Source organism: Pseudomonas sivasensis (genome assembly GCF_052938085.1).
Genome location: NZ_CP176442.1, coordinates 2,764,641 through 2,788,478, shown reverse-complemented (window position 1 = coordinate 2,788,478; position 23,838 = coordinate 2,764,641). Strand labels below are relative to the sequence as shown.

Below are 23,838 nucleotides of genomic sequence, written 5' to 3'. Positions count from 1 at the left end.
GGAGCCGCCCCCCCATGACTACCCTCTCCACCTATCGCCCCACGCCAGGTCCGCTGCATGCGACCTTGCTCGCCGGCACCGTGCCGCTGTTTCTTGGCGCGTTGCTCAGTGACATCGCCTACACCCAGACCTACCAGATCCAGTGGGCGAACTTCGCCTCCTGGCTGATCGCCGGTGCGTTGGTATTCGGTGGTTTTGCGCTGCTGTTTGCACTGGTCAACCTGCTGCGCGCCGAGCGTAAGGCCGGGCAACCTACTCGGTATGTCCTGCTGTTGTTGGCCACTTGGATACTCGGTCTGGTCAACGCGTTCCAACACGCCAAGGACGCTTACGCCTCCATGCCGACCGGCCTGGTGTTGTCGGCGATCGTGATGCTGCTGACGCTCGCAGCGACCTGGACCGGCCTGCGTTCGGGAGGTGTGAAATGAAAACCTCCAGCACATTGACCCTGTTGAGTGCCGCCCTGCTGTTAAGCGCCTGCGGTGGCGAAGGCGATAAAACCCAGGCCCGCGGCCCTGATCCCAAATTGCCGGAACAACAAAGCAGCCTGCTGCCGAGCATGAAGATCGCCGAGCCCGCGCCATGGGGCGATCAGAAACCCAAAGTGCCCGAAGGCTACAGCGTCACGGCCATCGCCACCGACCTGGCCATCCCCCGCCAGACCCTGGTGCTGCCCAACGGTGACATCCTCGTCGCCGAAGGCCGTGGCGGCAGTGCGGCCAAGCTCAAGCCCAAGGATGTGATCGCCAGCCTGATCAAGGCCGAGGGCAACACCAAGGTCAAGAGCGGCAACCGCCTGACCCTGCTGCGCGATGCCGACGGTGACGGCACCTACGAGCTGAAAACCGTGTTCGCCGATAACCTCAACGCGCCCTATGGCCTGGCATTTGCGGACGGCAAGCTCTACGTCGCCAATCAAGATGCGCTGGTGCGTTTCGACTACACCGACGGCCAGACCAAGGCCAGCGGTGCGCCGGTCAAAGTCACCGACCTGCCGGCACAGATCAACCACCACTGGACCAAGTCACTGGCCGTGAGTGCTGACGGGCGCCAGCTGTATGTGGGCATCGGCTCCAACAGCAACGTCACCGAACGCGGCATGGAAGTGGAGATCGATCGCGCCATGGTCTGGCAGATCGACGCCGCCACCGGCGCGCACAAGCCCTACGCGACCGGGCTGCGCAATCCCACGGCGCTGACCATCCAACCCGACTCCGGGCAACTGTGGACAGTGGTCAATGAACGCGATGAACTCGGCCCCGACCTCGTGCCGGACTACCTGACCTCGGTGCGTGAAGGTGCCTTCTACGGTTGGCCCTACAGCTACTGGGGCCAGAACGTCGACCCGCGCGCACAACCACAGAACCCGGCCAAAGTCGCTGCTGCGATCAAGCCGGATTACAGCTTGGGCTCTCACGTGGCGGCACTCGGTGTGGACTTTTCCATCCCGGCCATGGGCGAAAAATTCGCCGACGGCGTGTTCGTCGGCGAGCACGGCAGTTGGAACCGTGAGAATCCGGTGGGCTATAAGGTGATCTTTGTGCCGTTCAGCAATGGCAAACCGGCGGGTGAGCCGATTGACTTCGCCACCGGCTTCCGTGGCGACGACGGCAAGACCCGTGGCCGCCCGGTGGGCGTGACGGTGGACCCCAAAGGTGCGCTGATCATTGCGGATGACTTGGCCAACACGGTGTGGCGCGTGACGCGTAACCAATAACAGCGCATTGAGTGTGCGACAGCTGATCAGCCGTCAGCTGTCGCCCTTTAATTGCTCCTGCAACCAGCCCAACAACGCCGCGATCTCTGGGCGGTCGCCCGCGCCTTGATGACGATAAATCGAAATCGCCTCGGGTAAATGCACGCTCTCCACACAGGGCCTGACCAGCGCCCCACTCTCGATCAGCCTGCTTGCCGTACGGCGCCAGCCCATGGCAACTCCATGCCCTTCCACCGCTGCCTGCAACATCAATGGATAACTGTCGAATGTGGCACTGCGCGCATTGACGGCCACTGTCTGCCCGAATACCTGCAACCAACTGTCCCACTCCATCAAGTGCGGAGGCTGGGAGCTGTGGTGCAAAAAAGTGGCCGACTGTAATTCGGTGAGCGACAGCGGTTGTCGCGCATCGAAGTAGGCCGGGCTGCACACCGGGAACACTTCGTCAGCAGCGGTGAACATCAAGGGATGTGCGCCACTGGGTCGCCGCGAACTTTGCAGAGCGACGTCGAAGTGCGCACTGAACTCCGTCAGCGGCCGGGTTGAGGTCACGACCTGGATATCGAGATGCGGGTATTGCTGGTGGAAACTCGACAGACGCGGCATCAACCAATAAAACGCCTCGCACAGTTGGCAGAGCAGCACCACCCGGTCGCTGCGTTGCGCGGCGCGCAAGAGGGCTGCGCTGTCACCGATGCTGTGCAATGCGTCGCTAACCACCCGCGCCAGGTCACGCCCTTCTGGCGTAAGGGACACCGCGCGGTTGCGCCGGTAAAACAGCTTCACCCCGAGGTTGTCTTCAAGCCCACGAATCTGTCGGCTAACAGCCGCCTGTGTGATGTGCAATTCATCCGCCGCCCTGGAGAAACTGCACAGGCGCGCTGCTGCTTCAAAGGGCAACAAGCTGGCAAGAGGCGGCAAGGTTTTACCGAGCGTATTCATAATCTGAAGTTATGCATTCAGGGCGGAGAACTCGTTTGTAGCACAGCCTCGCGGCTAGGCACCATGGATCTCTCGCCTGATGGATAACCCTGATGACCTTACCGAAGAGCTCGATATTTGTTGGCGTAACCCTGGCGGTCATCTCGACCCTAGGCTGGGCGCTGAACTTCATCACGCCTTACGTCAGTGGCGAATACACCCTCTACGACCTGATGGTGGTGCGTTTTTTGATCGCGGGCGCACTGGGTGTATTGGGCGTGATTCTGTGCCGGGCGCACCTGCGTTTTTTGCTGCCTGGCCAGCTCTGCCTCGCCGCAGCCCTCGGCGCCTTGGGCTGCCTGGGATACGGCGCGTGCATCGCTGCGGGAGTCATGTTCGGCGGCCCGGTGCTGACGCCGACGCTGGTGGGGATGGTCCCCGTGTTGCTGGCTCTGCTCGGCAACGCCAGGGACAAAACCGTGCAGTGGCGCAGGCTGGCGATGCCGTTGACGTGCCTGACCGTGGGGCTGTTGTTGGCCAATCTGAGCAGCCTGCACCAGCCTTCATTGAGCCTTGCTTCCTGGTGGTTGGGGCTGCTGTTTTCGTTGAGCGCGGTTGGCTTGTGGATAGGCTTCAGCGTGATCAATCAAAAGCAATTGATGCACCTTCCCGCGTCGAGCATTGGACTCTGGAGCGCGTTGATGCTGCTCGGTGCAGGCACCGCCACACTGGGGTTGCTGCCGCTGATACAGAGCTTCGGCCTGCTCAAGCTTCCGACGTTGGGCCTTGGGCTCTCCCGCGCTGGGCCGCTGTATGCCTGGAGCCTGATCATCGCGCTGATGTCGACCGTGGTCGGCGCCTGGGCCTGGAACGCCGCAACACAGCGCTTGCCTATGGTACTGAGCGGCCAATTGATCGCCCTTGAATCACTCTTCGCCACCCTGCTCGGCCTGGGGTTTCACGGGCGCTGGCCAACGCCGATGGAAACCGCAGGCTTGGCCGCTGTGCTAACCGGTGTGGTGATGGCGGTGCGGATCATCCTGACCAGGGCAGACCCCGCCAGCACCTGCGGGGGTGCTGAACGGGTGTGAGGCGCAAGTGCACCTCGCGACCTGTGGTTTTCACAGGTCGGTGATTTCCTTGTGACGCGGTACCAAGGTCTTCATCACGCTCCACGCCACCAGGTAGGCCAGGGCGCAGATAGCAAACATGATCATGTAGCCGGTGTGGATGTCGTTGATTGACTTGTAATAGTCAAACACCCATCCGCCGATCTTGGTCATCACCACGCCGCCGATCCCACCGGCCATGCCACCGATACCGACCACCGAGGCCACGGTTTTCTGCGGGAACATGTCGGACACGGTAGTGAAGATGTTGCACGACCACGCCTGGTGCGCAGACGCGCCCACGCCGATCAGCAATACCGGCACCCAGAAGCTGATGTAGCCCAGGGGCTGCGCCAACAACACCACTAACGGGAACAGCGCGATCACCAGCATGGCTTTCATACGGCCGTCGTACGGGGCATCGCCGCGCGCCATAAAGTAGCTGGGGAACCAGCCGCCGCCGATGCTGCCGACCATGGTCATGCTGTACAGCACCGCCAGCGGCATCACGATATCGGCGCCTTTCATGCCGTATTGCGCGGACAGGTAAGTCGGCAGCCAGAACAGGAAGAACCACCACACGCCGTCGGTCATGAACTTGCCAAAGGCAAAGGCCCAGGTCTGGCGGTAGGTCAGCAACTTGAACCAGGAGACTTTCTTTTCGGGCGCGCCAGACGGGGCTTTGGTGAACGGCTGTACGGTCTGGTCACTGCGGATATAGGCCAGTTCTTCGGCCGACAGGCGTTTTTGCTGCTCGGGTTTTTCATACACCGCTGCCCACACCGCCACCCACAGGAAACCGAGCATGCCGATCACCATGAACGCGGCTTCCCAGCCCCACATGCCAGCAATCAGCGGCACGCAGATCGGCGCCAGGATCGCGCCGACGTTGGCGCCGGAGTTGAAGATGCCGGTCGCGAAGGAGCGCTCTTTCTTGGGGAAGTATTCGGCAGTGGCTTTGATCGCAATCGGGAAATTACCCGCCTCGCCAATCGCCAGCACCGCTCGGGAGAGCATGAACCCGGCAATCGATACCGGAATCACCGCCAGCCCAATCGCACTGCTGACAGCGGCAATGCCCTCGCCCATCTGCACCGAGAACGCATGCATGACGGCGCCGGTGGACCAAATGGCGATGGCGACCACGTAAGCGGCCTTGGTGCCGATCTTGTCGACAAAGCGCCCAGCGAACAGCATGGAAATCGCATACACGAACTGGAACACCGCCGCGATGTTGGCGTAATCGGTATTGCTCCAGCCAAATTGCGTGGACAACTGCGGTGCCAACAGGCTGAGCACCTGGCGGTCGAGGTAGTTGACGGTGGTGGCGAAAAACAACATCGCACAGATGGTCCAGCGATAGTTGCCTACCGCCTGGCCAACGCGCTGGGCGCTGATGGGCTCGTTCAGATTCATGGCATCACTTTTTATTTTTGTTAGGTAGGACATATGTAACGTCATATGTCGTCGTACAACTGCGACTTTTATATCGAGACCCATGAGCGGTGTCAATCTGAAAGATTGCCGCCTGTCTAGGGACTACGTGGTTACGAGAAGTTTCAGAGAGAGGTAGTTGTAGGATGACAAATGCGTAACACCAGACTCGGCGCCTGACCGGGCACATCGTCGAGGACGCCAATGTGCTGCAGGCCCACCTTTTCCAGCACGCGGATCGAGGCGGCGTGATCGGGCCGAACCAGCCCGAACACTTCGGGCAGGTTCAGGGTTTCAAACGCCAGCACCAGCGCATCGCGGGCAAGCTCGGTGGCATAACCCTGCCCCCAGGCCTCCACGGCAAAACGGTAGCCGAGGTTGATGCGCCGCTCAGTGAGGTAGTTGAGCGGTGCGATACCGCCAAAGCCGATAAGGTGCTCTGGGGATTCACGCCGGGCAATCGCCCACCAGCCATAACCGTCGCGCGCCCATTGTGCGAGCCAGTGGTCGAGCAACCGCCGCGCATCGGCAAGGCTTGCCAAGGGACCGGAAGGATTGAACCGGTTGGTCTGTGGGTCGCCGAAGATCGAGAATAATCGAGGCAGATCGTCGGGGGTTGGTGGGCGGTAGATCAGGCGTGAGGTGGGCATTGGGGGGGTTCTCTCTCGAGGGTGTCGCTCTTTTTTGTGGTGAGCGGGCTTTTGTGGTGAGCGGGCTTGCCCCGCGCTGGGCTGCGAAGCAGCCCCAAAACCACACAACCCGGTTTGTCTGGAAAACCGGGTTGGCGTTGATGGGGCTGCTGCGCAGCCCAGCGCGGGCGGTGCGACGATTCGACAAGCCCGCTCACTACAGGGGGTAGCGGGGTCGTGAAATAGCGCTTTTCACAGGTAGATCTGCTGCCAGTCGAGAAAAAGTACAGCAACGGGTGAATTTTTTCGTGTCCGCTTGTATCTGAAGTGACAGAGCGGTGCTATCGCAGTGATAGCACCACCCCTGTTCTGTTTTAGAGTGGTTCGCATGAAATTACGTAGAAAAAGCGTCAAACCCATCGGGTTGAAGGACATCACCATCGTCGACGATGCCAAGGTGCGCAAAGCAATTACCGCCGCCGCCCTTGGCAATGCCATGGAATGGTTCGACTTCGGTGTCTACGGGTTTGTCGCCTATGTGCTCGGTAAAGTGTTCTTCCCGGACGCCTCCCCCAGCGTACAAATGATCGCCGCGCTGGGTACGTTCTCCGTGCCTTTCCTGATTCGTCCGCTGGGTGGCCTGTTCTTCGGCGCGCTGGGCGATAAATACGGACGGCAGAAAGTCCTCGCCGCGACCATTGTGATCATGTCCCTGAGCACCTTTGCCATCGGCCTGATTCCCGGCTATGCGTCCATTGGCATCTGGGCGCCGATCCTGCTGCTGCTGTGCAAGATGGCCCAGGGTTTCTCGGTGGGTGGTGAATACACCGGCGCGTCGATCTTCGTCGCCGAATACGCCCCGGACCGCAAGCGCGGCTTCCTCGGTAGCTGGCTGGACTTCGGCTCGATTGCCGGTTTTGTGCTCGGTGCCGGCGTAGTGGTATTGATCTCCAGCGTGCTTGGCGAAGCTGAATTCGAATCGTGGGGCTGGCGCCTGCCGTTCTTCCTGGCTCTGCCTCTGGGCATCATCGGCCTGTATCTGCGCCATGCGCTGGAAGAAACCCCCGCGTTCCAGCAACACATGGACAAGCTCGAACAAGGCGACCGCGAAGGCCTGACCCACGGTCCCAAGGTCTCCTTCAAGGAAGTCGCCACCAAGCATTGGCGCAGCCTGCTGACCTGCATCGGTATCGTCGCGGCCACCAACGTGACGTACTACATGCTGCTCACCTACATGCCGAGCTACCTGTCCCACAACCTGCATTACAAAGAAAACAGCGGCGTGCTGATCATCATCGCGATCATGGTCGGCATGCTGTTCGTGCAACCGTTCATCGGCTTTATCAGTGACAAGATCGGCCGTAAGCCTTTCATCATCGCGGGCAGTGTTGGCTTGCTGTTTCTGTCGATCCCGGCATTTATGCTGATCACCAGCGGCAAGATCGGCCTGATCTTCGCCGGCCTCTTGATCCTCGCTGTGATCCTGAACTTCTTCATCGGCGTGATGGCTTCGACCTTGCCAGCGATGTTCCCCACTCACCTGCGCTATAGCGCGCTGGCCAGTGCGTTCAACGTCTCGGTGCTGATCGCCGGTGTAACACCGACGGCCGTGGCGTGGCTGGTGGAAAGCACCAATGACCTGTTCATGCCCGCCTACTACCTGATGGTGTTTGCGGTGGTCGGTTTGATCACCGGCCTGACGATGAAGGAAACTGCCAACAAGCCTCTGCGTGGCGCGGCGCCGGCAGCTTCGGACATGGAAGAAGCCAAGGAGTTGCTGCAGGAACACCACGACAATATCGAGCAGAAGATCGAAGACATCGACGCCGAAATTGCGGAATTGGAAGCTAAGCGCCAGAATCTGGTGCAACAGCACCCGCGAATTAATTAAGACTTGACCGTGCGTGGTGGCCCCGGCCACCACGCCTTTGGAGAGCTCAGCATGCTTCCCAGCTTCACCGCAGCACATTCGCTACTGAGCGCAGACGAACGCGCCGCCATCGCCGAAATAGAAGCCACCACCAGCATTCTGCAGTTGGTCACCCGCCTGACCGGGATGCGCTTTGCCGGCATCGCCAAGTTCACCGACCTGGAATGGGTGGTCTGCTCGGTCCACGACCCTATGGAAATGGGGATCAATGTGGATGACGTGCTTACCCTGGAAACCACACTGTGCAGCGAGTTCTGCATTAATCCACAGACCTTGTTCATCCCGCAGGTCAGCGCAAGCGGCCGCTTCGCTTCACGCCCGGTAGTCAAGCAGTTCGCTATCGAAAGCTACGCCGGCGCGCCGATTTTCCTGCCTGATGGCCGCCTGTTCGGCGCGCTGTGTGCCTTGGATTCACAAGCGATGCTGTTTGACGACCCCAACCTGCCGGAAACCCTGAGCCTGTTTGCCCGACTGATTGGCTGCATCTTTTTCGCTAACTTGACACAGAGTGATCGTTAAATTTCGGCTTGCCGCGTAACCCGGCGATGTCGCGCTTGGGCGGCACGCCAAACAGCCGGCTGTATTCGCGGCTGAACTGCGACGGGCTTTCATAGCCCACTTTGAACGCCGCGCTGGAGACATCCTGATGCTCGTTAAGCATCAACCGGCGCGCCTCGTTCAAACGCAGCCACTTCTGATACTGCAACGGACTCATCGCCGTGAGTTGGCGAAAGTGATGATGGAACGTGGCCGCGCTCATCTGCACCCGCGCCGCCAAGTCTTCCACGCGCAGCACTGCGTCGTAATTGAGTTTGAGCCAGTCAATCGCCTTGGCGATACGGTAGCCCTGCCCGTCCACTGAACAAATCTGCCGCAGTCGTCCAGCCTGGTCGCTTTGCAATAAGCGGTAGTGGATCTCGCGCTGGATCAGTGGTGCGAGTACCGGGATCGCCTCGGGCTCATCGAGCAACGCCACCAGCCGCGCAAACGACGCCAGCATGCCGTCGGTGACAACCCCGATGCCGACCCCTTTGAGCACTGAACGCTCGCGCTTGGGCGGCAGCTCACTCTGGGCGATCAGCTCGGCCAATATGCGCAGGTCCAGCTTAAAGGTCAGCCCCAGGCACGGCCGCGTGGGGCTCGCCTGCAGCACTTCGGAATTGGCAGGAATGTCCAGCGATGTCACCAGGAAGCGTGACGTGTCATACGGATACCCCTCGCCGCCCACCCACAGCTGCTTCTGCCCCTGGGCCACCAGCACAATGCTCGGTTCGACCATGCACACCACCGGCGTGCACGGCTGCTCACGCCGATAGAACCCCAGGCCCGGGATCGGCATGGCGCAGTCCCCAGGCGCAGCGATGCGCGATGCAATGGCGTGGACCAGCGCGTCCAGATTGTTCTTCATAACCTGCCCTTTTTGTTGATCCGCGAACTCTACCCCGCGCAGTCCATGGCGTCCCCCGTAAACCACCAGACTCAGAGCATCAGGCAAGTAATCCAGCGGAACGCACTACAGACGCCGCCGCCACACCGGGAAAATGTGCGGACCAACCCTTTCAAGGATCCGCCCATGAAACGCCTCTTGCTTGCCCTTGGTTTGCTGGTGACGTCTTTAACTGCTCTGGGAGCCGATATGTCCAACAGTGCTGACAACTTCTACACAAGCGACAAGGTGACGGTCGAAAAGGTCACCTTCAACAACCAATACGGCCTGCAGGTTGCCGGCAACCTGTTCGTGCCGAAAAACCTGAGCTCGGGTGCTAAAAGCCCCGCGATTATCGTCGGTCACCCGATGGGTGCCGTCAAAGAACAGAGCGCGAACCTGTACGCCACCAAAATGGCCGAACAGGGCTTCGTCACACTCTCTCTGGACCTGTCGTTCTGGGGCGACAGCGCCGGTACACCGCGCAACGCGGTGCTGCCCGACCTCTACACCGAGGACTTCAGCGCCGCCGTGGACTTCCTCGGCACCCGGCAGATGGTCGACCGTGAACGCATTGGCGTGATCGGTATCTGTGGCAGCGGCAGCTTCGTCATCGCGGCGGCGAAGATCGACCCCCGCCTCAAGGCCATCGCCACCGTCAGCATGTACGACATGGGCGCGGCCAACCGCAACGGCCTCAAGCACGGCGTCACCCTGGAACAACGCCGGCATATCCTGCTGCAAGCGGCCAACCAGCGCTATGTGGAATTCCAGGGCGGCGAGACCCTCTACACCAGCGGCACGCCGCTCAAGCTGACGGGCAACCCGGTGGGGGACGAGTTCTTTGACTTCTACCGCACGCCACGCGGCCAGGTCACGCCTGCCGGTGCGTCGCCGCAGACCACCACCATGCCGACGCTGACCAGCAACGTGAAGTTCATGAACTTCTACCCGTTCAACGACATCGAGACGATCTCTCCGCGTCCGCTGCTGCTGATCAGCGGGGCCAACGCACACTCCCGCGAGTTCAGCGAAGACGCCTACCAGCGCGCGGGCGAACCGAAGGAATTGCTCATCATCCCGAACGCGGGGCATGTGGACCTGTACGACCGGGTCAATCTGATTCCGTTTGCCCACCTCTCCACCTTCTTCAAGAACAACCTCAAGTGATGACCAAAAACACGAATGCACCGCGCTGGGGCGCGGTGTTCGCTATGTCCCTGGCGGCCTTTACATTAGTCGCCTCGGAGTTCATGCCGGTCAGCCTGCTGACGCCACTGGCGGCCGACCTCAACATCACTCAAGGCCAGGCCGGCCAGGGCATTTCGGTGTCAGGGCTGTTTGCCTTGCTCACCAGCCTGGTGATTGCCGCCGTGGCAGCGCGGGTGGATCGCAAGCGCCTGCTGGTGGCGCTGACACTGCTGATGATCGTGTCCGGAACGGTCGTGGCCTTTGCGCCGAACTACATGGTCTTCATGTTGGGGCGAGCGTTGATCGGCGTTGCCATCGGCGGGTTCTGGTCACTGTCGGCCGCCACCGTCATGCGCCTGGTACCGGACGACCAAGTGCCGCGTGCCCTGGCCATGGTCAACGGTGGCAACGCCCTGGCCACGGTGATTGCTGCACCACTGGGCAGCTTTCTGGGCGGAATGATCGGCTGGCGTGGCGCGTTTTTCTGCGTGGTGCCGGTGGCGGTGATCGCCGTGGTGTGGCTGCTGATCAGCCTGCCGTCGATCAAGTCGCAGGGCGAGGCAAAGACCACCAACGTGCTGCGCCTGATGAAACAGCCGCCTGTGATCATGGGCATGCTGGCGGTCAGTGTGTTTTTCATGGGTCAATTCATGCTGTTCACCTACCTGCGACCGTTCCTGGAAACCGTCACCCAGGTCAGCGTGTCCCTGTTGTCGCTGATGCTGCTGGTACTGGGCATGGCCGGTCTGGCGGGCACGTTCCTGATCGAGCGTTTTTTGAAGCGCAGCCTGTATCCCACGCTGATTGCCATCCCACTGCTGATGGCGTTGATCGCCCTGGCCTTGGTCGCCTTCGGCAGCTCGACGGCGATGACAACCCTGTTGCTGGGGCTCTGGGGCCTGGTCGCGACCGCCGCCCCCGTGGGTTGGTGGACGTGGCTGGCCAACACCCTGCCCAAGGATGCCGAAGCAGGGGGCGGCCTGATGGTCGCGATCATCCAGTTGGCGATTGCTTCAGGCGCCACGGTGGGCGGTGTGGTGTTTGACTTCAGTGGCTATCGGGCGACGTTTGAGTTGAGTGCGGCGCTGCTGTGCGGGGCGGCGTTGCTTGCGTGGGCAACACGCTGCGTCAGTGTTCGCGCACAACACTTGAGCACAGCCTGACGCACTCAATCTTTTCCAAGGGCCGCCGATAACTTGTCATACCCCTGACTTGCAGCGAGGCCCTGCGCTAAATAATGCCCAACTCTCTCGCTCCAATCGTCCGCTCGCTGTCCACCCGCACCAGCCTGTCACTGGCACGCACGTCACTGTTGAATTTCATGGCCTTGCTGGCCGTTGTCTTTGCGGCAGCGGCTTACTCACTGCTTTACATCGCCCATGACCTGGACCGCACCGAGCAGGCCGAAAGCGCGTTCCATACCCGCAAAGCCATACAGTCCATGGAAAAAGCCATGCGGGTGACGGTCAAGGACTACGCGTTCTGGAGCGATGCCTACAAGCACCTGCATGTACAGGTGGACAAGGATTGGGCCTTCGAGCGCGGCAATATCGGGCCCACACTGTTCCAAGACTTCGGTTTTCAGGGCCTGTTTGTGGTCAACGATGCCAATCGCACGGTGTACACCGTGGTCGAAGGCGAACTGCAAACCTTTGAGCTCAGCGAATGGCTCGATCAGCCCCTCACCCAACTGCTCGAACAGGCTCGCGCCGGCGTAGACAACGAAACCCCGGTGAGCACGTTCATCAACGTACGCGGCAGCCCCGCCCTGGTGGCTGCCGCAGCCATTACGCCGGGCACCGACCCCACGGTGGTTGCAGACGGTAGGCCAGCCTCGGTGCTGGTCTTTGTCGACATCCTCGACAGCGCCAAATTGGGCCGGATCGGCGATGACTTCGGCGTGGGCAACCTGCACATCGCCACCCCTGAAGACATCGCCAAGGGCGTGTTTTTACCCCTCGGCGACAACGGCAGCGCCGGTAGCCTGTACTGGCAGCCGGAACAGCCCGGCCGACGCCTCATTGGCGTCGGCCTGCCCTTGCTGGGCCTGGCCGCGCTGCTGGTGTGCCTGATGACGTGGATGATCTTGCGCCGCAGCACAGCCGCCGCCCTGGCGCTGGATGCCAGTCATAGCTCGCTGCAAACCAGCCAGAACGCCTTGGCCACCAGCGAAGCGCGCTTTCGCGATGTGGTAGAAGCCAGTTCCGACTGGGTCTGGGAGATCAACGGCGATTGGCGCTTTACCTACCTCTCGGAGCGTTTCGAAAGCGTAACCGGGTTGACCCGCGACGCCTGGATCGGCGCGGCCATGAATGACCTGCTGGGCACCGAAGACGGGTTGTTGTCACAGTGGTTGTGCACGCCCGGCCGACGCCCAGACCTCAGCGTGCAATGCCTGTATGTGGATGCCCAAGGGCAGGAGCGCACCACCCGGCTATCGGCGCGGAAAATGCCGTGCGGCGGGTTTCGCGGCACCGCCACCGACGTGACTGAAGAAGTCGAGGCGCGCAGACGCATTGAATTTTTGTCCCAGCATGACGCCCTGACCGGGTTGCCCAATCGCACGCGTCTACAAGCCTTCCTGGACGCCAAGCTCAAGACGCTGCCCCTCCTTGAGCAACCCTTGGTCATGCTCAGCCTGGACCTGGACCGATTCAAACCGGTCAATGACTTGCTCGGGCATGCCGCCGGCGACCGGGTGCTCAATGAAGTGTCGAGCCGCCTGACCGACTGCGTGCGCCACGGTGATCTGGTGGCGCGGGTTGGCGGCGATGAATTTGTGCTGATGCTCAGCGATGCCGGCACCCAGGACGACGTCGAAAACTTTTGCAAACGCTTGATCGTCTCCCTTGAGCGCGCGATCCGGATCGATGAGCAGGAAGTGTTTATCAGCGCCAGCATCGGTATCGCGCTGGCGCCCAATGACGCCGGCAACGTCACCGAAATGCTGCGCTACGCGGACATTGCGCTGTATGAGGCCAAGTCCGCCGGGCGCAATACCTGGCGCTTCTACTCCGGCGAGATGAATGCACGAATCATCGAGCGTCGACGCCTGGAAAGCGACCTGCGCTATGGGATCAAACATGGGGAATTGCGCCTGCACTTTCAGCCGCGTTACCGCATAGCCGACGGGCAGATGGTCGGCGCCGAAGCGCTGGTGCGCTGGCAACACCCGGAGCGCGGCCTGATCGCGCCGGACACCTTTATCCCGATTGCCGAAGAGTCCGGCCTGATCCTGTCGCTGAGTGACTGGGTGCTGGAAACCGCCTGTGCCTGTGCCGCCCATTGGCCGGATGCGTTGTTTGTGTCGGTCAACCTGTCGCCGACCGAGTTCAAGCGCGGCAACCTGATGGAGCGCGTGCGTCACGCGTTGCAGGCATCGGGTATCGAACCGGCGCGGGTGGAACTGGAAATCACCGAAAGCGTCATGCTCGAAGACGCCGTCGGTGCGCTGGACGTGATGCGCGCCCTCAAACAACTGGGCATCCGCATCGCCATGGACGACTTTGGCACCGGGTATTCGTCACTGAGCTACCTGCGCGCGTTCCCGTTCGATGGCTTGAAAATAGACCGCAGCTTTCTGACCCGACTGGAAGACAGCGAGGACGACCAAGCCATCATCCATGCCATCGTCGGCCTGGGACGTGCCCTGGCACTCACGGTGACCGCCGAAGGCATCGAAACCGCCGAGCACCTGGCGATGCTCAAGGCCGTGGCCTGTGATGAAGGCCAGGGCTACTTCCTCAGCCGCCCGCTGGATATCGACGCGTTCAACCGGCTGCTGGGCCCGGTTTGAAAAACAGGCTCGGCGTCTTGCCGAACTGTTTCTTGAACATGCTGGTGAAAGCGCTGGGGCTTTCGTAGCCCAGCTCCAACGCTACGTCGATGATCTTTTCCCCCATCGCCATGCGCTCCAGGGCCAGTAGCAACCGCGCCTGTTGGCGCCATTGGCCGAAGGTCATGGCGGTTTCCTTGCGAAACAGGCGCTGGATGGTTTTCTGATCCAGGCCCAGGCGCTCGCTCCAGTGCGCCACTGTCGAGGCATCGCCCGGATTCTGTTGCAGCGCCAGGCAGATCCGCTGGATACGCGGGTCGACAGGCTGTGGCAGGGATAACGGCAACGCGGGCAGGATGGCCAGTTCGTCGAGGATCAGGTGCATGATCCGCGCATCCCGCGAGTCTTCGGCATAAGGTGGCTTGAGGCTGACCGAGGCCTTGATCAGCTCGCTCAGCAGCGGCGAGATGCTCACAGCCTTGGTTTCGGTGGGCAGATTGGGGAAGCTGTCGGGGCGCACAAACACGCTGCGCATTTTCAGCGGCCCTACGCAGCGCAGGGAATGCACGTGCCCGCAGGGCATCCAGAAGCCGCGATTGGGCGGCACTGTCCACTGGTTCTGCGCCGAATGCACTACCATGACCCCTTCGGTCGCGTAGAGCAGTTGATGCTTCTCGTGGCTGTGGTCGGGGATCACCCAGTTTTCAGGATAGTCGGAGGCCGAACTGATCACGGCCCACTCGCCTTCGTCGATCTCCTGCAGGAATTTATCCAGTGACTTGATCATTTAGCCCTTTTTGCGACAGTTACTGCCCGAATTTCGTGAGACAGACATTTTTACTGAATCTAGCATAAAGCCCGACACAATTTGAAATGGGCCGCCAGCCACGTACTGGCGGCCCCTGTTCGCTGCCTTGTATGGAATGCCTGCATGTCGACACTCACCGCGTCACCCGCCACTGCTACCAGTGCGCCCCAAGCAAGCCCATTAGTTATGCGTATCCTCGGTGCCTGCGCTTTGGCGCACCTGATCAATGACCTGATCCAGGCCGTGCTGCCGTCGATCTACCCCATGCTCAAGGCCAATTACGGACTGACGTTTGCCCAGGTGGGGCTGATCACCCTGACCTTCCAACTGACCGCCTCGCTGCTGCAACCGTGGATCGGCTACCACACTGATCGTCATCCCAAGCCCTGGCTGCTGCCGGCCGGCATGGTGTGCACATTGATCGGCATCCTGATGCTGGCGTTTGTCGGCAGCTTCCCGGCGATCCTGCTGGCGGCGGGTCTGGTGGGCGTAGGCTCGTCGACCTTCCACCCGGAAACCTCCCGCGTGGCGCGCCTGGCTTCCGGCGGACGCTACGGCCTTGCGCAATCGACCTTCCAGGTCGGTGGCAACACCGGCAGCGCCTTCGGCCCGTTGCTGGCAGCGGCGATCATCATTCCCTACGGCCAGGGCAATATCGCCTGGTTCGGTCTGTTCGCGGTGTTCGCGATCCTGGTGCTGTATGGCTTGAGCCGCTGGTACCGCAACCACCTCGCGCTGTTCAAGCTCAAGCAAGGCGGCAAAGCCACCCACGGCTTGTCCAAAGGCCGCGTGACGTTTGCCCTGGTGGTGCTGGCAGTGCTGGTGTTCTCCAAGTACTTCTACATGACCAGCCTGACCAGCTACTTCACGTTTTACCTGATTGAAAAATTCCACCTGTCGGTATCGAGTTCCCAGATGTACCTGTTCCTGTTCCTCGGTGCGGTGGCCGTGGGCACCTTCGCGGGCGGCCCGATCGGCGACAAAATCGGCCGCAAGAAAGTCATCTGGTTCTCCATCCTCGGCGCCGCGCCCTTCACCCTGGCCCTGCCCTACGTCGATCTGTTCTGGACCGCCGTGCTCAGTGTGGTGATTGGCTTTATCCTGGCTTCGGCGTTCTCGGCCATTGTGGTGTTTGCCCAAGAACTGGTGCCGGGCAATGTCGGGATGATCGCAGGTGTGTTCTTTGGCCTGATGTTCGGTTTCAGCGGGATTGGCGCGGCGTTGCTCGGTTTGCTCGCGGATAACCACGGCATCGAGTACGTCTACAAACTGTGCTCGTTCCTGCCGCTGGTGGGCATCCTGACGATTCTGCTGCCGTCGACCAAAGGCGTTTGACCCGCCGATCATCGGCTGGCTGTGTGCCACTACACAGAATGCTCTGAAAAACCTGCGTGTGCGCTTACAATCCCGGTTTAAACGCACACCAGGCAGACCCAGCAAGAAATGACGCTCGACCCTCCCACGATTTTGGCACTCACCGTTGCCCTGGCAGCCGCTGCCGCCCTTTACCTGCTGGTCGAATGGCGCAGCGTGCGCGAACCCTCGCTGCTGTTGTGGAGCAGCGGTTTCGCCACCATCACCATCGGTTCTCTCCTGGCCCTGCTGCGCATTAATGGCTTTTTAGTCATCGGCATCTGGTTCGCCAACGGTTTGCTGGTGACCGCACACTTCCTGTTTCTGCTCGGCGTGGCGCGGTTTACCCAAGTACGCGTATCACGCGCCTGGGCCCTGATGCCCGTGATCTGGTTCGCCATGCTCGCGCTGCCAACGGACCAATCATGGTCCAAAGCCATGCTGGCGGTGCAATCGCTGTTGGTCGCCCTGCCCACCCTGCGCGCCAGTTTCCTGCTGCGGCCCCATGGCCGGTCCCTGAGCGTCGGCGCGGTGCAGTTGCGTTTTGTGCTGCTGCTCCATGGGACCTTTTACGTGGCCAAAACGCTGTCGGTGGTCATTCCCGGCACCCTGATCGACCTCGCCGCCTTCAAGGGCGAGATCATCCAGATCTCCCTGGTGGAAGGCGCCATGGCAATCATGCTGATTGCCTTGTCCATGACGGGTTCCGAACGCTACCGCCGCGAACAACAGATCGCCCGCCTCGCCGCCCGCGATCCACTCACCGCCCTCTACAACCGTCGCGCCCTCGACCTGCGCGCCCCTCGCCTGCTGGCCCAGGTATCTTCGACCCAACCCGGCGCCCTACTGCTGATCGACATCGACAACTTCAAAGGCGTCAACGACCTCCACGGCCACACCGCCGGCGACCGCCTGTTGATCGCATTGAGCGAAATGATCCGCGCCGTCGTGCCCCGAGGCGCACTGGCAGCACGGCTGGGCGGTGATGAGTTTGTGATCCTGCTCAATCCTGCGTCGGCTGAGCAGATCGTCGAACTGGGCAGCAGCCTGCGCGACCAGTTTCAGCAACTGGCCTCGCAGAGCTTCAGCACCCCGCAACCGGTGACCCTGAGCATTGGCGCCAACCTGTTCGATCAGCCGCCGGAGAGCCTGGCGGCGTTGATTGAGCAAGGGGATACCACGCTGTATGAGTCCAAGCGGGGTGGGCGGGACAGTATCCGGTTGGTGGATCGCAGGGGCGCCACGCCCTACGGTTAGAAGTCGTAACTAACCCCCGCACTCCGCCCCGTCCTGACCGACTCCAACGCTTCGGTGTGAGCAGTACGCCGGTGGCACCGCAGACTTCAAGGCCAGTTACAGGTCACGGCGTATCAAGACAACCAAAGGCAGGCGATGGGTTTGAGTCAGTAAGGCGCTTTTGTGGTGAGCGGGCTTGCCCCGCGCGAGGCAAGCTCGCTCACTACAGAAGTAAGCGGGATGCCGCTGAATTTCAGACAAGCCTGCAACAAGTCATCGCGCCAAGCCCGAGCAAACAGATCACCCCGACCCCATACGACTTCAAGGCCTGTTACAGGTGACGGCGTATCAAGACAACCAAAGGCAGGCGATGGGTTTGAGTCCGTGAGGCGCTTTTGTGTTGAGCGGGCTTGCCCCGCGCGAGGCAAGCTCGCTCACTACAGAAGTAAGCGGGATGCCGCTGAACTTTATACAAGCCTTAAACAGGTCATCGCGCCAAGCCCGAGCAAACAGATCACCCCGACCCCATACGCCAGCGTTCGCCAAGGTTGCCAACCCGCCAGATACGTCACCGTATGCGCCAGACGGGCCAGGGTAAAACCGCCAAACAACCACGCACTCGCCACAGCGGGCGCCTCCAGCGCAACACACAGCCCTCCCATCACAAAAAACATGGGGATGTTTTCCAGATCATTGGCCCACGCTCTGCTCGCTCGGCCAACCGGTGGCAGCTCTATCGAATGCCTGGCGCGCTTAAAGAAAGCCGCATCTTCAGCGTTGGTGAATGCCAGGCCTCGAATGCGGAAATACCCTTGGTAGCAGGAAACCGCAAACATCTTCAGGCATAGCACCAGTACACACAGGGCATAGACTCTCAGGAGGTCATTCATCCCTGACTCCCTGCACCACGATATAGAGCAGCGGCCCCACTGACACAAACACCGCCGTCAATAAAAAGTACGGCACCACCGAACGCACTGACCGCCCTCGCCCGCGCGCATCCCGATACATCCATACACACGCCAATACCGCCATCAGGTAAAGGTCGATCACCACTTGCGCGGTGTCCGGTCGAGACATCAGCTCGCGCCCAAAGGCCAGCAGCGATTGCTCGGCAGTCAGCATCGTAACCAGGGTGTATAGCGAAAAACCGAGCAAGCCGGCCAGGGCAATATAAGGTCTGTGCATGGTGTCGTCCTTGGGGTGATGGAGGCCCACCTTAGTGATAAGGTTTGGCCCCTCGCAATGACCTCGGAGGTCATGAACACGTCATGGAAAACCCTGCTAGCGCCGGTGAACACCTGCGCCAACTGCGCCGACAGGCCAAGTTGAGCCAACTGGACCTCGCCCTGATCACCGGGATTTCTCAGCGTCATCTCAGTTGCCTCGAAACCGGTCGCGCCACACCTAGTCCGGGGACACTGCACAACCTGTTGACGGCACTGGAGACACCGCTGGAGCAATCCAACCGCGTGTTCCTCGCCGCCGGTTACGCCCCGCGCTACACCGCGACCCCGCTTGCCTCACCGGCCATGGCCGCGGTTCGCGATGCGGTCAACCATGTGCTGCACGCCAACAACCCCGCGCCTGCGATTCTGCTGGGCAGCGAGTGGCAAGTGCTGGCGGCGAATGTCAGTACCGGGCTGCTGTTTGAACGGGTGGGCATCAAAGCAGATGCAGCCGATGGCTTGAACCTGCTGACCACCCTGCTGCAAACCGGTGGACTGGGCGACCACCTCATCAACGCCGAAGAGATCCGCACCCTGGCCTGGCAACGGGCAACCCGCGAGGCGCTGGGCAATCCGGCATTGGCTGCCCTGCTGGCGAGTTTGCCAGCGCCGACTCACACCCAATTACCCACCGAAATGCCGCCGCTGGTGCTCACGCGCATCCGCTCACTCGAAGGCGAGCTGAACTTTTTGTCGACCTTCACCACGTTCGGCATGCCCCAGGACATCACCCTCACCTCGCTGCGCATCGAGCATCTGATTCCGGCTGACGAGGCGACCTGGCAGGTGATGCGCGCTGCCTTCGCGGACTATTCGGCGCTGGTTTTGTGAAATATCTGTACGTAGACTGCGGCCATACCTCCATCTGAAGGCGGCGAAGAAAACGTCATGCAAGTTACCGAAGTCTCCATTGCCCAATTGCGCGCGGCGCTTGAATCCGGCCAGACCACTGCCGTTGAATTGGTCCAGGCTTATCTCGCACGGATCGATGCGTACGACGGCCCGCAGACCGCCACCGCGCTTAACGCTGTGGTGGTGCGCAACCCACACGCGCTCAAAGAGGCCGAGGCGTCCGATGCACGCCGGGCCAAGGGCGAAACGCTTGGGCCATTGGATGGCATTCCCTACACCGCCAAGGACAGTTACCTGGTCAAAGGCCTGACTGCGGCCTCCGGCAGCCCGGCATTTGCCAAACTGACCGCCCAGCGCGACGCGTTCACCATCGAACGCCTGCGCGCCGGTGGCGCCATTTGCCTGGGCAAGACCAATATGCCGCCGATGGCCAATGGCGGCATGCAGCGTGGTGTATATGGCCGCGCCGAAAGCCCCTATAACGCTGACTACCTCACCGCACCGTTCGCCTCCGGCTCGTCCAACGGCGCGGGTACTGCAACCGCCGCCAGTTTCGCGGCATTCGGCCTTGCAGAAGAAACCTGGTCCAGCGGACGCGGTCCGGCGTCCAACAATGGCCTGTGCGCCTACACCCCCTCCCGTGGGGTGATTTCGGTGCGTGGCAACTGGCCGCTGACGCCAACCATGGACGTGGTGGTGCCATACGCCCGCACCATGGCCGACCTGCTGGAAGTCCTCGATGTGGTGGTCGCTGAAGACCCCGACACCCGTGGCGACCTGTGGCGCCTGCAACCCTGGGTGCCGATCCCCAGCGTCGCCTCGGTGCGCCCGGCGTCTTACGCTGAACTGGCTGCGACGGCTGAATCCCTCGCGGGCAAACGCCTGGGTGTACCGCGCATGTACATCAATGCCGACCCCGACGCCGGCACCAGCGAAAAACCCGGCATCGGCGGCCCGACCGGGCAACAGATCAACACCCGCGCCAGCGTGATCGACCTGTGGAAAGACGCCCGCAAGGCGCTGGAAGCGGCTGGCGCCGAAGTCATCGAAGTGGATTTCCCCCTGGTGTCCAACTGCGAAGGCGATCGCCCCGGCGCGCCGACGGTGTTCACCCGAGGTTTGGTGTCCAAGGAATTCCTGCACGACGAGTTATGGGAACTGTCCGCCTGGGCTTTCGATGATTTCCTGCGCGCCAACAACGACCCAGCCCTCAACCGCCTGGCGGATGTGGACGGCCCGAAAATCTTCCCCCACGACCCCGGCACCCTGCCCAACCGTGAAGACGACCTCGCCGCCGGCATGGACGAATACGTGCGCATGGCCCAGCGCGGCATCACGCCCTGGAATGAAATCAGCACCGTGCCCGACGGCCTGCGCGGCCTCGAGCAAACCCGGCGAATCGACCTGGAGGACTGGATGGAAACACTCGGCCTCGACGCTGTGCTGTTCCCCACCGTCGCCGATGTAGGGCCGGCGGATGCCGATGTAAACGAAGCCAGCGCCGATATCGCCTGGAGCAATGGTATCTGGGTGGCCAACGGCAACCTCGCCATCCGCCACCTGGGCGTGCCAACCGTCACCGTGCCGATGGGCGTGATGGTGGACATCGGCATGCCGGTAGGGCTGACATTTGCCGGGCGCGCTTATGATGACTCGGCATTGCTGCGGTTGGCGGCGGCGTATGAAGCGACCGGCAGCAAGCGATTGATTCCCCCGCGCACCCCGCCACTGATCACAAACTAACGATTCACCCTGTGGGAGGGGGCTTGCTCCCGATGGCGGTGTATCAGGCAAAGCTGTTCAAACTGAACCACCGCCATCGGGAGCAAGCCCCCTCCCACATTTTGATCCTCATCGTGTCAGTTACCGGCTTTGTTTTAACGACAAATGCCGGCAGCACACAGCGGCACCTGGCAGCGATTTGGGGGTGAAGGCGAACCACAGGCCGGACGCCAGGTGAATGCCGTAGTTGATCAGTACCACCAGTCCCTGGGTGATCATGGGCGGGTGTCATGGTTCAAGCGCTGCCATTCATCCACCACGTCGCCCAGGGTCTTGGGGATATCGTTGCGAATCCAGGCCATGAAGGGACGATCGAACGTGAAGGTCGGCCCGCAGTGCTCACGCATGAAGCGCCGCACGTTCTGGGTGTTTTTGTAGTGTGCGGTCACCGGGGTGGCGCGGGTGATGGGGTCGCTGTGCCAGTCAAAATCCATTTTGTCACTCGGGCAAGTGTTGGGTCGGCGTTAGCATAGCGATGTGCCAGCTACCCAGGAAGTGCCAAAACCTGCCGTGTACGAGTACCCCGCGTGTTGGGACATCGTATAAGGCGCTAAAACCTACAAACACCAAACTTGTCAGGGTATTTCAAAATTTTACTTTCCTTAGACCCGGCAAATATTGCATGGTTGTACGACGACTATAGCTGTCGTACACACCCCAACAACAATAAGGAAACACCCATGCAAAACGTCAAAGTGCTGATCGGTTTTCTGTGCCTGTTCAGCGGCTACGTGGCCGCAGCCCCCGCCGACAACGACGTAGCCCAAGCGGTCGATCACCTGACCCAAGCCATGCTGCACAAAGACATCAAGCAGCTCCAGGCCCTCACCGCCGAGCAACTCACCTACGGCCACTCCAGCGGCAAAATTCAGAACAAACAGGAATTCATCGCCGATATCGAGACCGGTCGCAGCGGCTTCAAGACTCTGGAAATGCAAAAACAAACCATCACTCTGCAAGGCGACACGGCACTGGTGCGCAACCACTTTCACGCACAGGCGGTGAACAGTGGCGTCGAAGTGCCTACCGACATCGAAAACTTCCAGGTCTGGCAAAAGCAGAAAGGCCACTGGCTGCTGATCGGTCGCCAGGCCTTTAAATTCTGATGGCTAGCGGTGGCTCACCACGCCACCACGTTGCGCACCTTGAGCAACGCCTCGCGCAGCGACGGCATGTCCACCGAACCCAACGCCAGGCGTAGCGCATGGGGCACCTGGCCCGAAACGGCAAAGGGCTCAGCGGTGGACACGGAAACGCCCTCGCGCTGCAAGGCCATGGCGACTTGATCGGCGCGGGCATCTTCCGCCAGCGGGAGCCACAAAAAATACGATGACGGGTGGCTGGTGTGGGCCACCCCCTTCAACACCTGCGCAGCCAAGGCTTGCCGAGCCCGGGCATCCTGGCGCTTTTGTGCTTCCAAGTGGGCAACGATGCCGTCCTCGATCCAGGCCACGGCAATCGCGCTCATCACCCCGGGCACGTTCCAGGTGGTCGCCATGATGGTGCGCTCCAACGCCTTCATCCACGCGACAGGCGCCGCGACAAATCCCACGCGCAGCCCTGTGGCGACACTCTTCGACAACCCACCCACATACACCGTACGTTCCGGTGCCAGGCTCGCCACGGGCGGTGGCGCGTCCTCAACTAAAAACGCGTAGGCCGCATCTTCAATGATCATCAGGTTGTGCTGGCGGGCGATGGCGACCAGCTGCTCGCGCTGCGCCATGCCCATCACCCAGCCCAGCGGATTGTGCAGGGTCGGCATGCTGTACACCGCGCGAACCGGACGCTTGCGACACACGCTATGCAGATATTCCAGGTCCGGGCCGCTGGCGGTGACGGGAATCGCGACGACTTCCAGATGCAGGGTCTCTGCCAACACCTTGAACCCCGAATAGGTCAACGCGTCCACCGCGATCACATCCCCCGGCTTGAGCAACGCCATCATCGCCACCGCCAACCCATGTTGGGCGCCGCTGACCACCAACACCTGCTCGGCCTGCACCGTCAGCCCTCGGCTCAGCAGGTGGCGGGCAATGGTGGCGCGCTCATGCAGGCGGCCGGCGTGGGGCTGATAACGCAGCAGCGCTTCGAGGTCACCGGACAGCGCCAATTGGCGCAACGCAGTGCGCAGCAAGTCCGCCTGACCCGGCAACGAAGGGTAATTGAAGTTGAGGTCGAGCATGCCCGCCGCGATGGTCATCTGCCCACTGCCCTGCCCTGGCGGCAACGCAATCTCGCGCACGAAGGTGCCGCGCCCGGTTTCTCCGCTGACCAGACCCATGGCCTCCAGCTCGGCATACACCCGACTGGCGGTGACCAGCGCCAAGCCATGATCCGCGGCCAATTGGCGATGGGTAGGCATTCGCATACCGGGGGGCAGTTTCCCGCTGCGAATGTCTTCGGCAAAGGTGTCGACCAGTGACTTGTAACGGGCGCGGGGCAT

General features: G+C 61.3%; 23 protein-coding genes. 13 read left to right on the top strand and 10 right to left on the bottom strand.

What is annotated here, in order from left to right; all coding sequences use genetic code 11:
* Positions 1-14 precede the first annotated feature (14 nt).
* Together ACKZ62_RS12860 and ACKZ62_RS12855 are read left to right on the top strand one after the other, a co-directional pair.
* The gene (locus ACKZ62_RS12860) at positions 15-428 is read left to right on the top strand and encodes a DUF2231 domain-containing protein (protein ID WP_032885312.1); all 414 of its coding nucleotides are present in this window, start codon (positions 15-17) and stop codon (positions 426-428) included.
* A complete protein-coding gene (locus tag ACKZ62_RS12855; RefSeq protein ID WP_179178901.1) occupies positions 425-1,717 on the top strand; it encodes a PQQ-dependent sugar dehydrogenase in 1,293 nt (430 codons plus the stop codon). The genes ACKZ62_RS12860 and ACKZ62_RS12855 overlap by 4 nt, the downstream gene beginning before the upstream one ends.
* A 33-nt stretch (positions 1,718-1,750) precedes the next feature.
* Here the strand turns inward: ACKZ62_RS12855 and ACKZ62_RS12850 are convergent, their stop codons facing one another.
* Positions 1,751-2,659 carry a LysR substrate-binding domain-containing protein gene (locus tag ACKZ62_RS12850; protein ID WP_447096777.1) on the bottom strand — a complete coding sequence of 303 codons (909 nt, stop codon included), beginning with the start codon at positions 2,657-2,659 and terminating at the stop codon, positions 1,751-1,753.
* 92 nt (positions 2,660-2,751) lie between these two features.
* On the opposite strand from ACKZ62_RS12850, the gene ACKZ62_RS12845 reads away from it, so the two are divergent.
* A complete protein-coding gene (locus ACKZ62_RS12845) occupies positions 2,752-3,729 on the top strand; it encodes a DMT family transporter (RefSeq protein ID WP_447096776.1) in 978 nt (325 codons plus the stop codon).
* Positions 3,730-3,759: 30 nt separating this feature from the next.
* Here ACKZ62_RS12845 and ACKZ62_RS12840 read toward each other — a convergent pair whose 3' ends face one another.
* Both ACKZ62_RS12840 and ACKZ62_RS12835 read right to left on the bottom strand, forming a co-directional pair.
* Complete coding sequence (locus ACKZ62_RS12840) at positions 3,760-5,163, bottom strand: MFS transporter (RefSeq protein WP_032885315.1); 1,404 nt, start codon at positions 5,161-5,163, stop codon at positions 3,760-3,762.
* Between the two features lie 143 nt (positions 5,164-5,306).
* Positions 5,307-5,831 carry a GNAT family N-acetyltransferase gene (locus ACKZ62_RS12835; RefSeq protein ID WP_447096775.1) on the bottom strand — a complete coding sequence of 175 codons (525 nt, stop codon included), beginning with the start codon at positions 5,829-5,831 and terminating at the stop codon, positions 5,307-5,309.
* A 367-nt stretch (positions 5,832-6,198) separates the two neighbouring features.
* Here ACKZ62_RS12835 and proP point away from each other — a divergent pair, with 367 nt between their 5' ends.
* Together proP and ACKZ62_RS12825 are read left to right on the top strand one after the other, a co-directional pair.
* Positions 6,199-7,701: a glycine betaine/L-proline transporter ProP gene (proP, locus tag ACKZ62_RS12830; protein WP_032885317.1), complete on the top strand. Its 1,503-nt coding sequence runs from the start codon at positions 6,199-6,201 to the stop codon at positions 7,699-7,701.
* Between the two features lie 51 nt (positions 7,702-7,752).
* On the top strand, positions 7,753-8,259 hold the full coding sequence (locus ACKZ62_RS12825; RefSeq protein ID WP_122754317.1) for a GAF domain-containing protein: 507 nt from the start codon (positions 7,753-7,755) through the stop codon (positions 8,257-8,259).
* Here ACKZ62_RS12825 and ACKZ62_RS12820 read toward each other — a convergent pair.
* Positions 8,234-9,148 carry an AraC family transcriptional regulator gene (locus ACKZ62_RS12820; RefSeq protein ID WP_122754316.1) on the bottom strand — a complete coding sequence of 305 codons (915 nt, stop codon included), beginning with the start codon at positions 9,146-9,148 and terminating at the stop codon, positions 8,234-8,236. The two genes, ACKZ62_RS12825 and ACKZ62_RS12820, sit on opposite strands and share 26 nt — an antisense overlap.
* Positions 9,149-9,313: 165 nt before the next feature.
* Here ACKZ62_RS12820 and ACKZ62_RS12815 point away from each other — a divergent pair, with 165 nt between their 5' ends.
* From ACKZ62_RS12815 to ACKZ62_RS12805, 3 genes are all read left to right on the top strand, one after another.
* Positions 9,314-10,336, top strand: a complete 1,023-nt coding sequence (locus tag ACKZ62_RS12815) for an alpha/beta hydrolase (protein ID WP_447096774.1) — start codon at positions 9,314-9,316, stop codon at positions 10,334-10,336.
* Positions 10,336-11,520 carry an MFS transporter gene (locus ACKZ62_RS12810; protein ID WP_447096773.1) on the top strand — a complete coding sequence of 395 codons (1,185 nt, stop codon included), beginning with the start codon at positions 10,336-10,338 and terminating at the stop codon, positions 11,518-11,520. The genes ACKZ62_RS12815 and ACKZ62_RS12810 overlap by 1 nt, the downstream gene beginning before the upstream one ends.
* 74 nt (positions 11,521-11,594) lie before the next feature.
* Positions 11,595-14,153 (top strand): bifunctional diguanylate cyclase/phosphodiesterase, encoded by a 2,559-nt coding sequence (locus ACKZ62_RS12805; RefSeq protein ID WP_447096772.1) that lies wholly within the window; start codon positions 11,595-11,597, stop codon positions 14,151-14,153.
* Here the strand turns inward: ACKZ62_RS12805 and ACKZ62_RS12800 are convergent.
* Positions 14,128-14,919 (bottom strand): AraC family transcriptional regulator, encoded by a 792-nt coding sequence (locus tag ACKZ62_RS12800; RefSeq protein WP_447096771.1) that lies wholly within the window; start codon positions 14,917-14,919, stop codon positions 14,128-14,130. The genes ACKZ62_RS12805 and ACKZ62_RS12800 overlap by 26 nt on opposite strands.
* 144 nt (positions 14,920-15,063) lie before the next feature.
* Here ACKZ62_RS12800 and ACKZ62_RS12795 point away from each other — a divergent pair, with 144 nt between their 5' ends.
* Complete coding sequence (locus ACKZ62_RS12795) at positions 15,064-16,275, top strand: MFS transporter (protein ID WP_095184607.1); 1,212 nt, start codon at positions 15,064-15,066, stop codon at positions 16,273-16,275.
* A gap of 108 nt (positions 16,276-16,383) precedes the next feature.
* Positions 16,384-17,550, top strand: coding sequence for a GGDEF domain-containing protein (locus ACKZ62_RS12790; protein ID WP_181639611.1), 1,167 nt, complete (start codon positions 16,384-16,386; stop codon positions 17,548-17,550).
* Positions 17,551-17,996: 446 nt separating this feature from the next.
* Here ACKZ62_RS12790 and ACKZ62_RS12785 read toward each other — a convergent pair whose 3' ends face one another.
* Positions 17,997-18,419 (bottom strand): MAPEG family protein, encoded by a 423-nt coding sequence (locus ACKZ62_RS12785; protein ID WP_447096770.1) that lies wholly within the window; start codon positions 18,417-18,419, stop codon positions 17,997-17,999.
* Positions 18,412-18,717 carry a DUF2834 domain-containing protein gene (locus ACKZ62_RS12780; protein WP_095184604.1) on the bottom strand — a complete coding sequence of 102 codons (306 nt, stop codon included), beginning with the start codon at positions 18,715-18,717 and terminating at the stop codon, positions 18,412-18,414. Before ACKZ62_RS12780 ends, ACKZ62_RS12785 begins: the two co-directional genes overlap by 8 nt.
* Before the next feature lie 83 nt (positions 18,718-18,800).
* On the opposite strand from ACKZ62_RS12780, the gene ACKZ62_RS12775 reads away from it, so the two are divergent.
* Together ACKZ62_RS12775 and ACKZ62_RS12770 are read left to right on the top strand one after the other, a co-directional pair.
* Positions 18,801-19,589, top strand: a complete 789-nt coding sequence (locus ACKZ62_RS12775; RefSeq protein ID WP_447096769.1) for a helix-turn-helix domain-containing protein — start codon at positions 18,801-18,803, stop codon at positions 19,587-19,589.
* 57 nt (positions 19,590-19,646) lie between these two features.
* Entirely contained in the window at positions 19,647-21,353 is a 1,707-nt protein-coding gene (locus ACKZ62_RS12770; protein ID WP_447096768.1) for an amidase, read from the top strand.
* Positions 21,354-21,473: 120 nt separating this feature from the next.
* Here ACKZ62_RS12770 and ACKZ62_RS12765 read toward each other — a convergent pair whose 3' ends face one another.
* Positions 21,474-21,611 carry a hypothetical protein gene (locus tag ACKZ62_RS12765; protein ID WP_181643302.1) on the bottom strand — a complete coding sequence of 46 codons (138 nt, stop codon included), beginning with the start codon at positions 21,609-21,611 and terminating at the stop codon, positions 21,474-21,476.
* A complete protein-coding gene (locus tag ACKZ62_RS12760) occupies positions 21,608-21,826 on the bottom strand; it encodes a DUF6434 domain-containing protein (RefSeq protein WP_122765389.1) in 219 nt (72 codons plus the stop codon). Before ACKZ62_RS12760 ends, ACKZ62_RS12765 begins: the two co-directional genes overlap by 4 nt.
* A 246-nt stretch (positions 21,827-22,072) precedes the next feature.
* On the opposite strand from ACKZ62_RS12760, the gene ACKZ62_RS12755 reads away from it, so the two are divergent.
* Positions 22,073-22,498: a nuclear transport factor 2 family protein gene (locus tag ACKZ62_RS12755; RefSeq protein ID WP_032887170.1), complete on the top strand. Its 426-nt coding sequence runs from the start codon at positions 22,073-22,075 to the stop codon at positions 22,496-22,498.
* 14 nt (positions 22,499-22,512) lie between these two features.
* On the opposite strand, the gene ACKZ62_RS12750 is transcribed toward ACKZ62_RS12755, so the two are convergent.
* Positions 22,513-23,838 (bottom strand): aminotransferase-like domain-containing protein, encoded by a 1,326-nt coding sequence (locus tag ACKZ62_RS12750; protein WP_447096767.1) that lies wholly within the window; start codon positions 23,836-23,838, stop codon positions 22,513-22,515.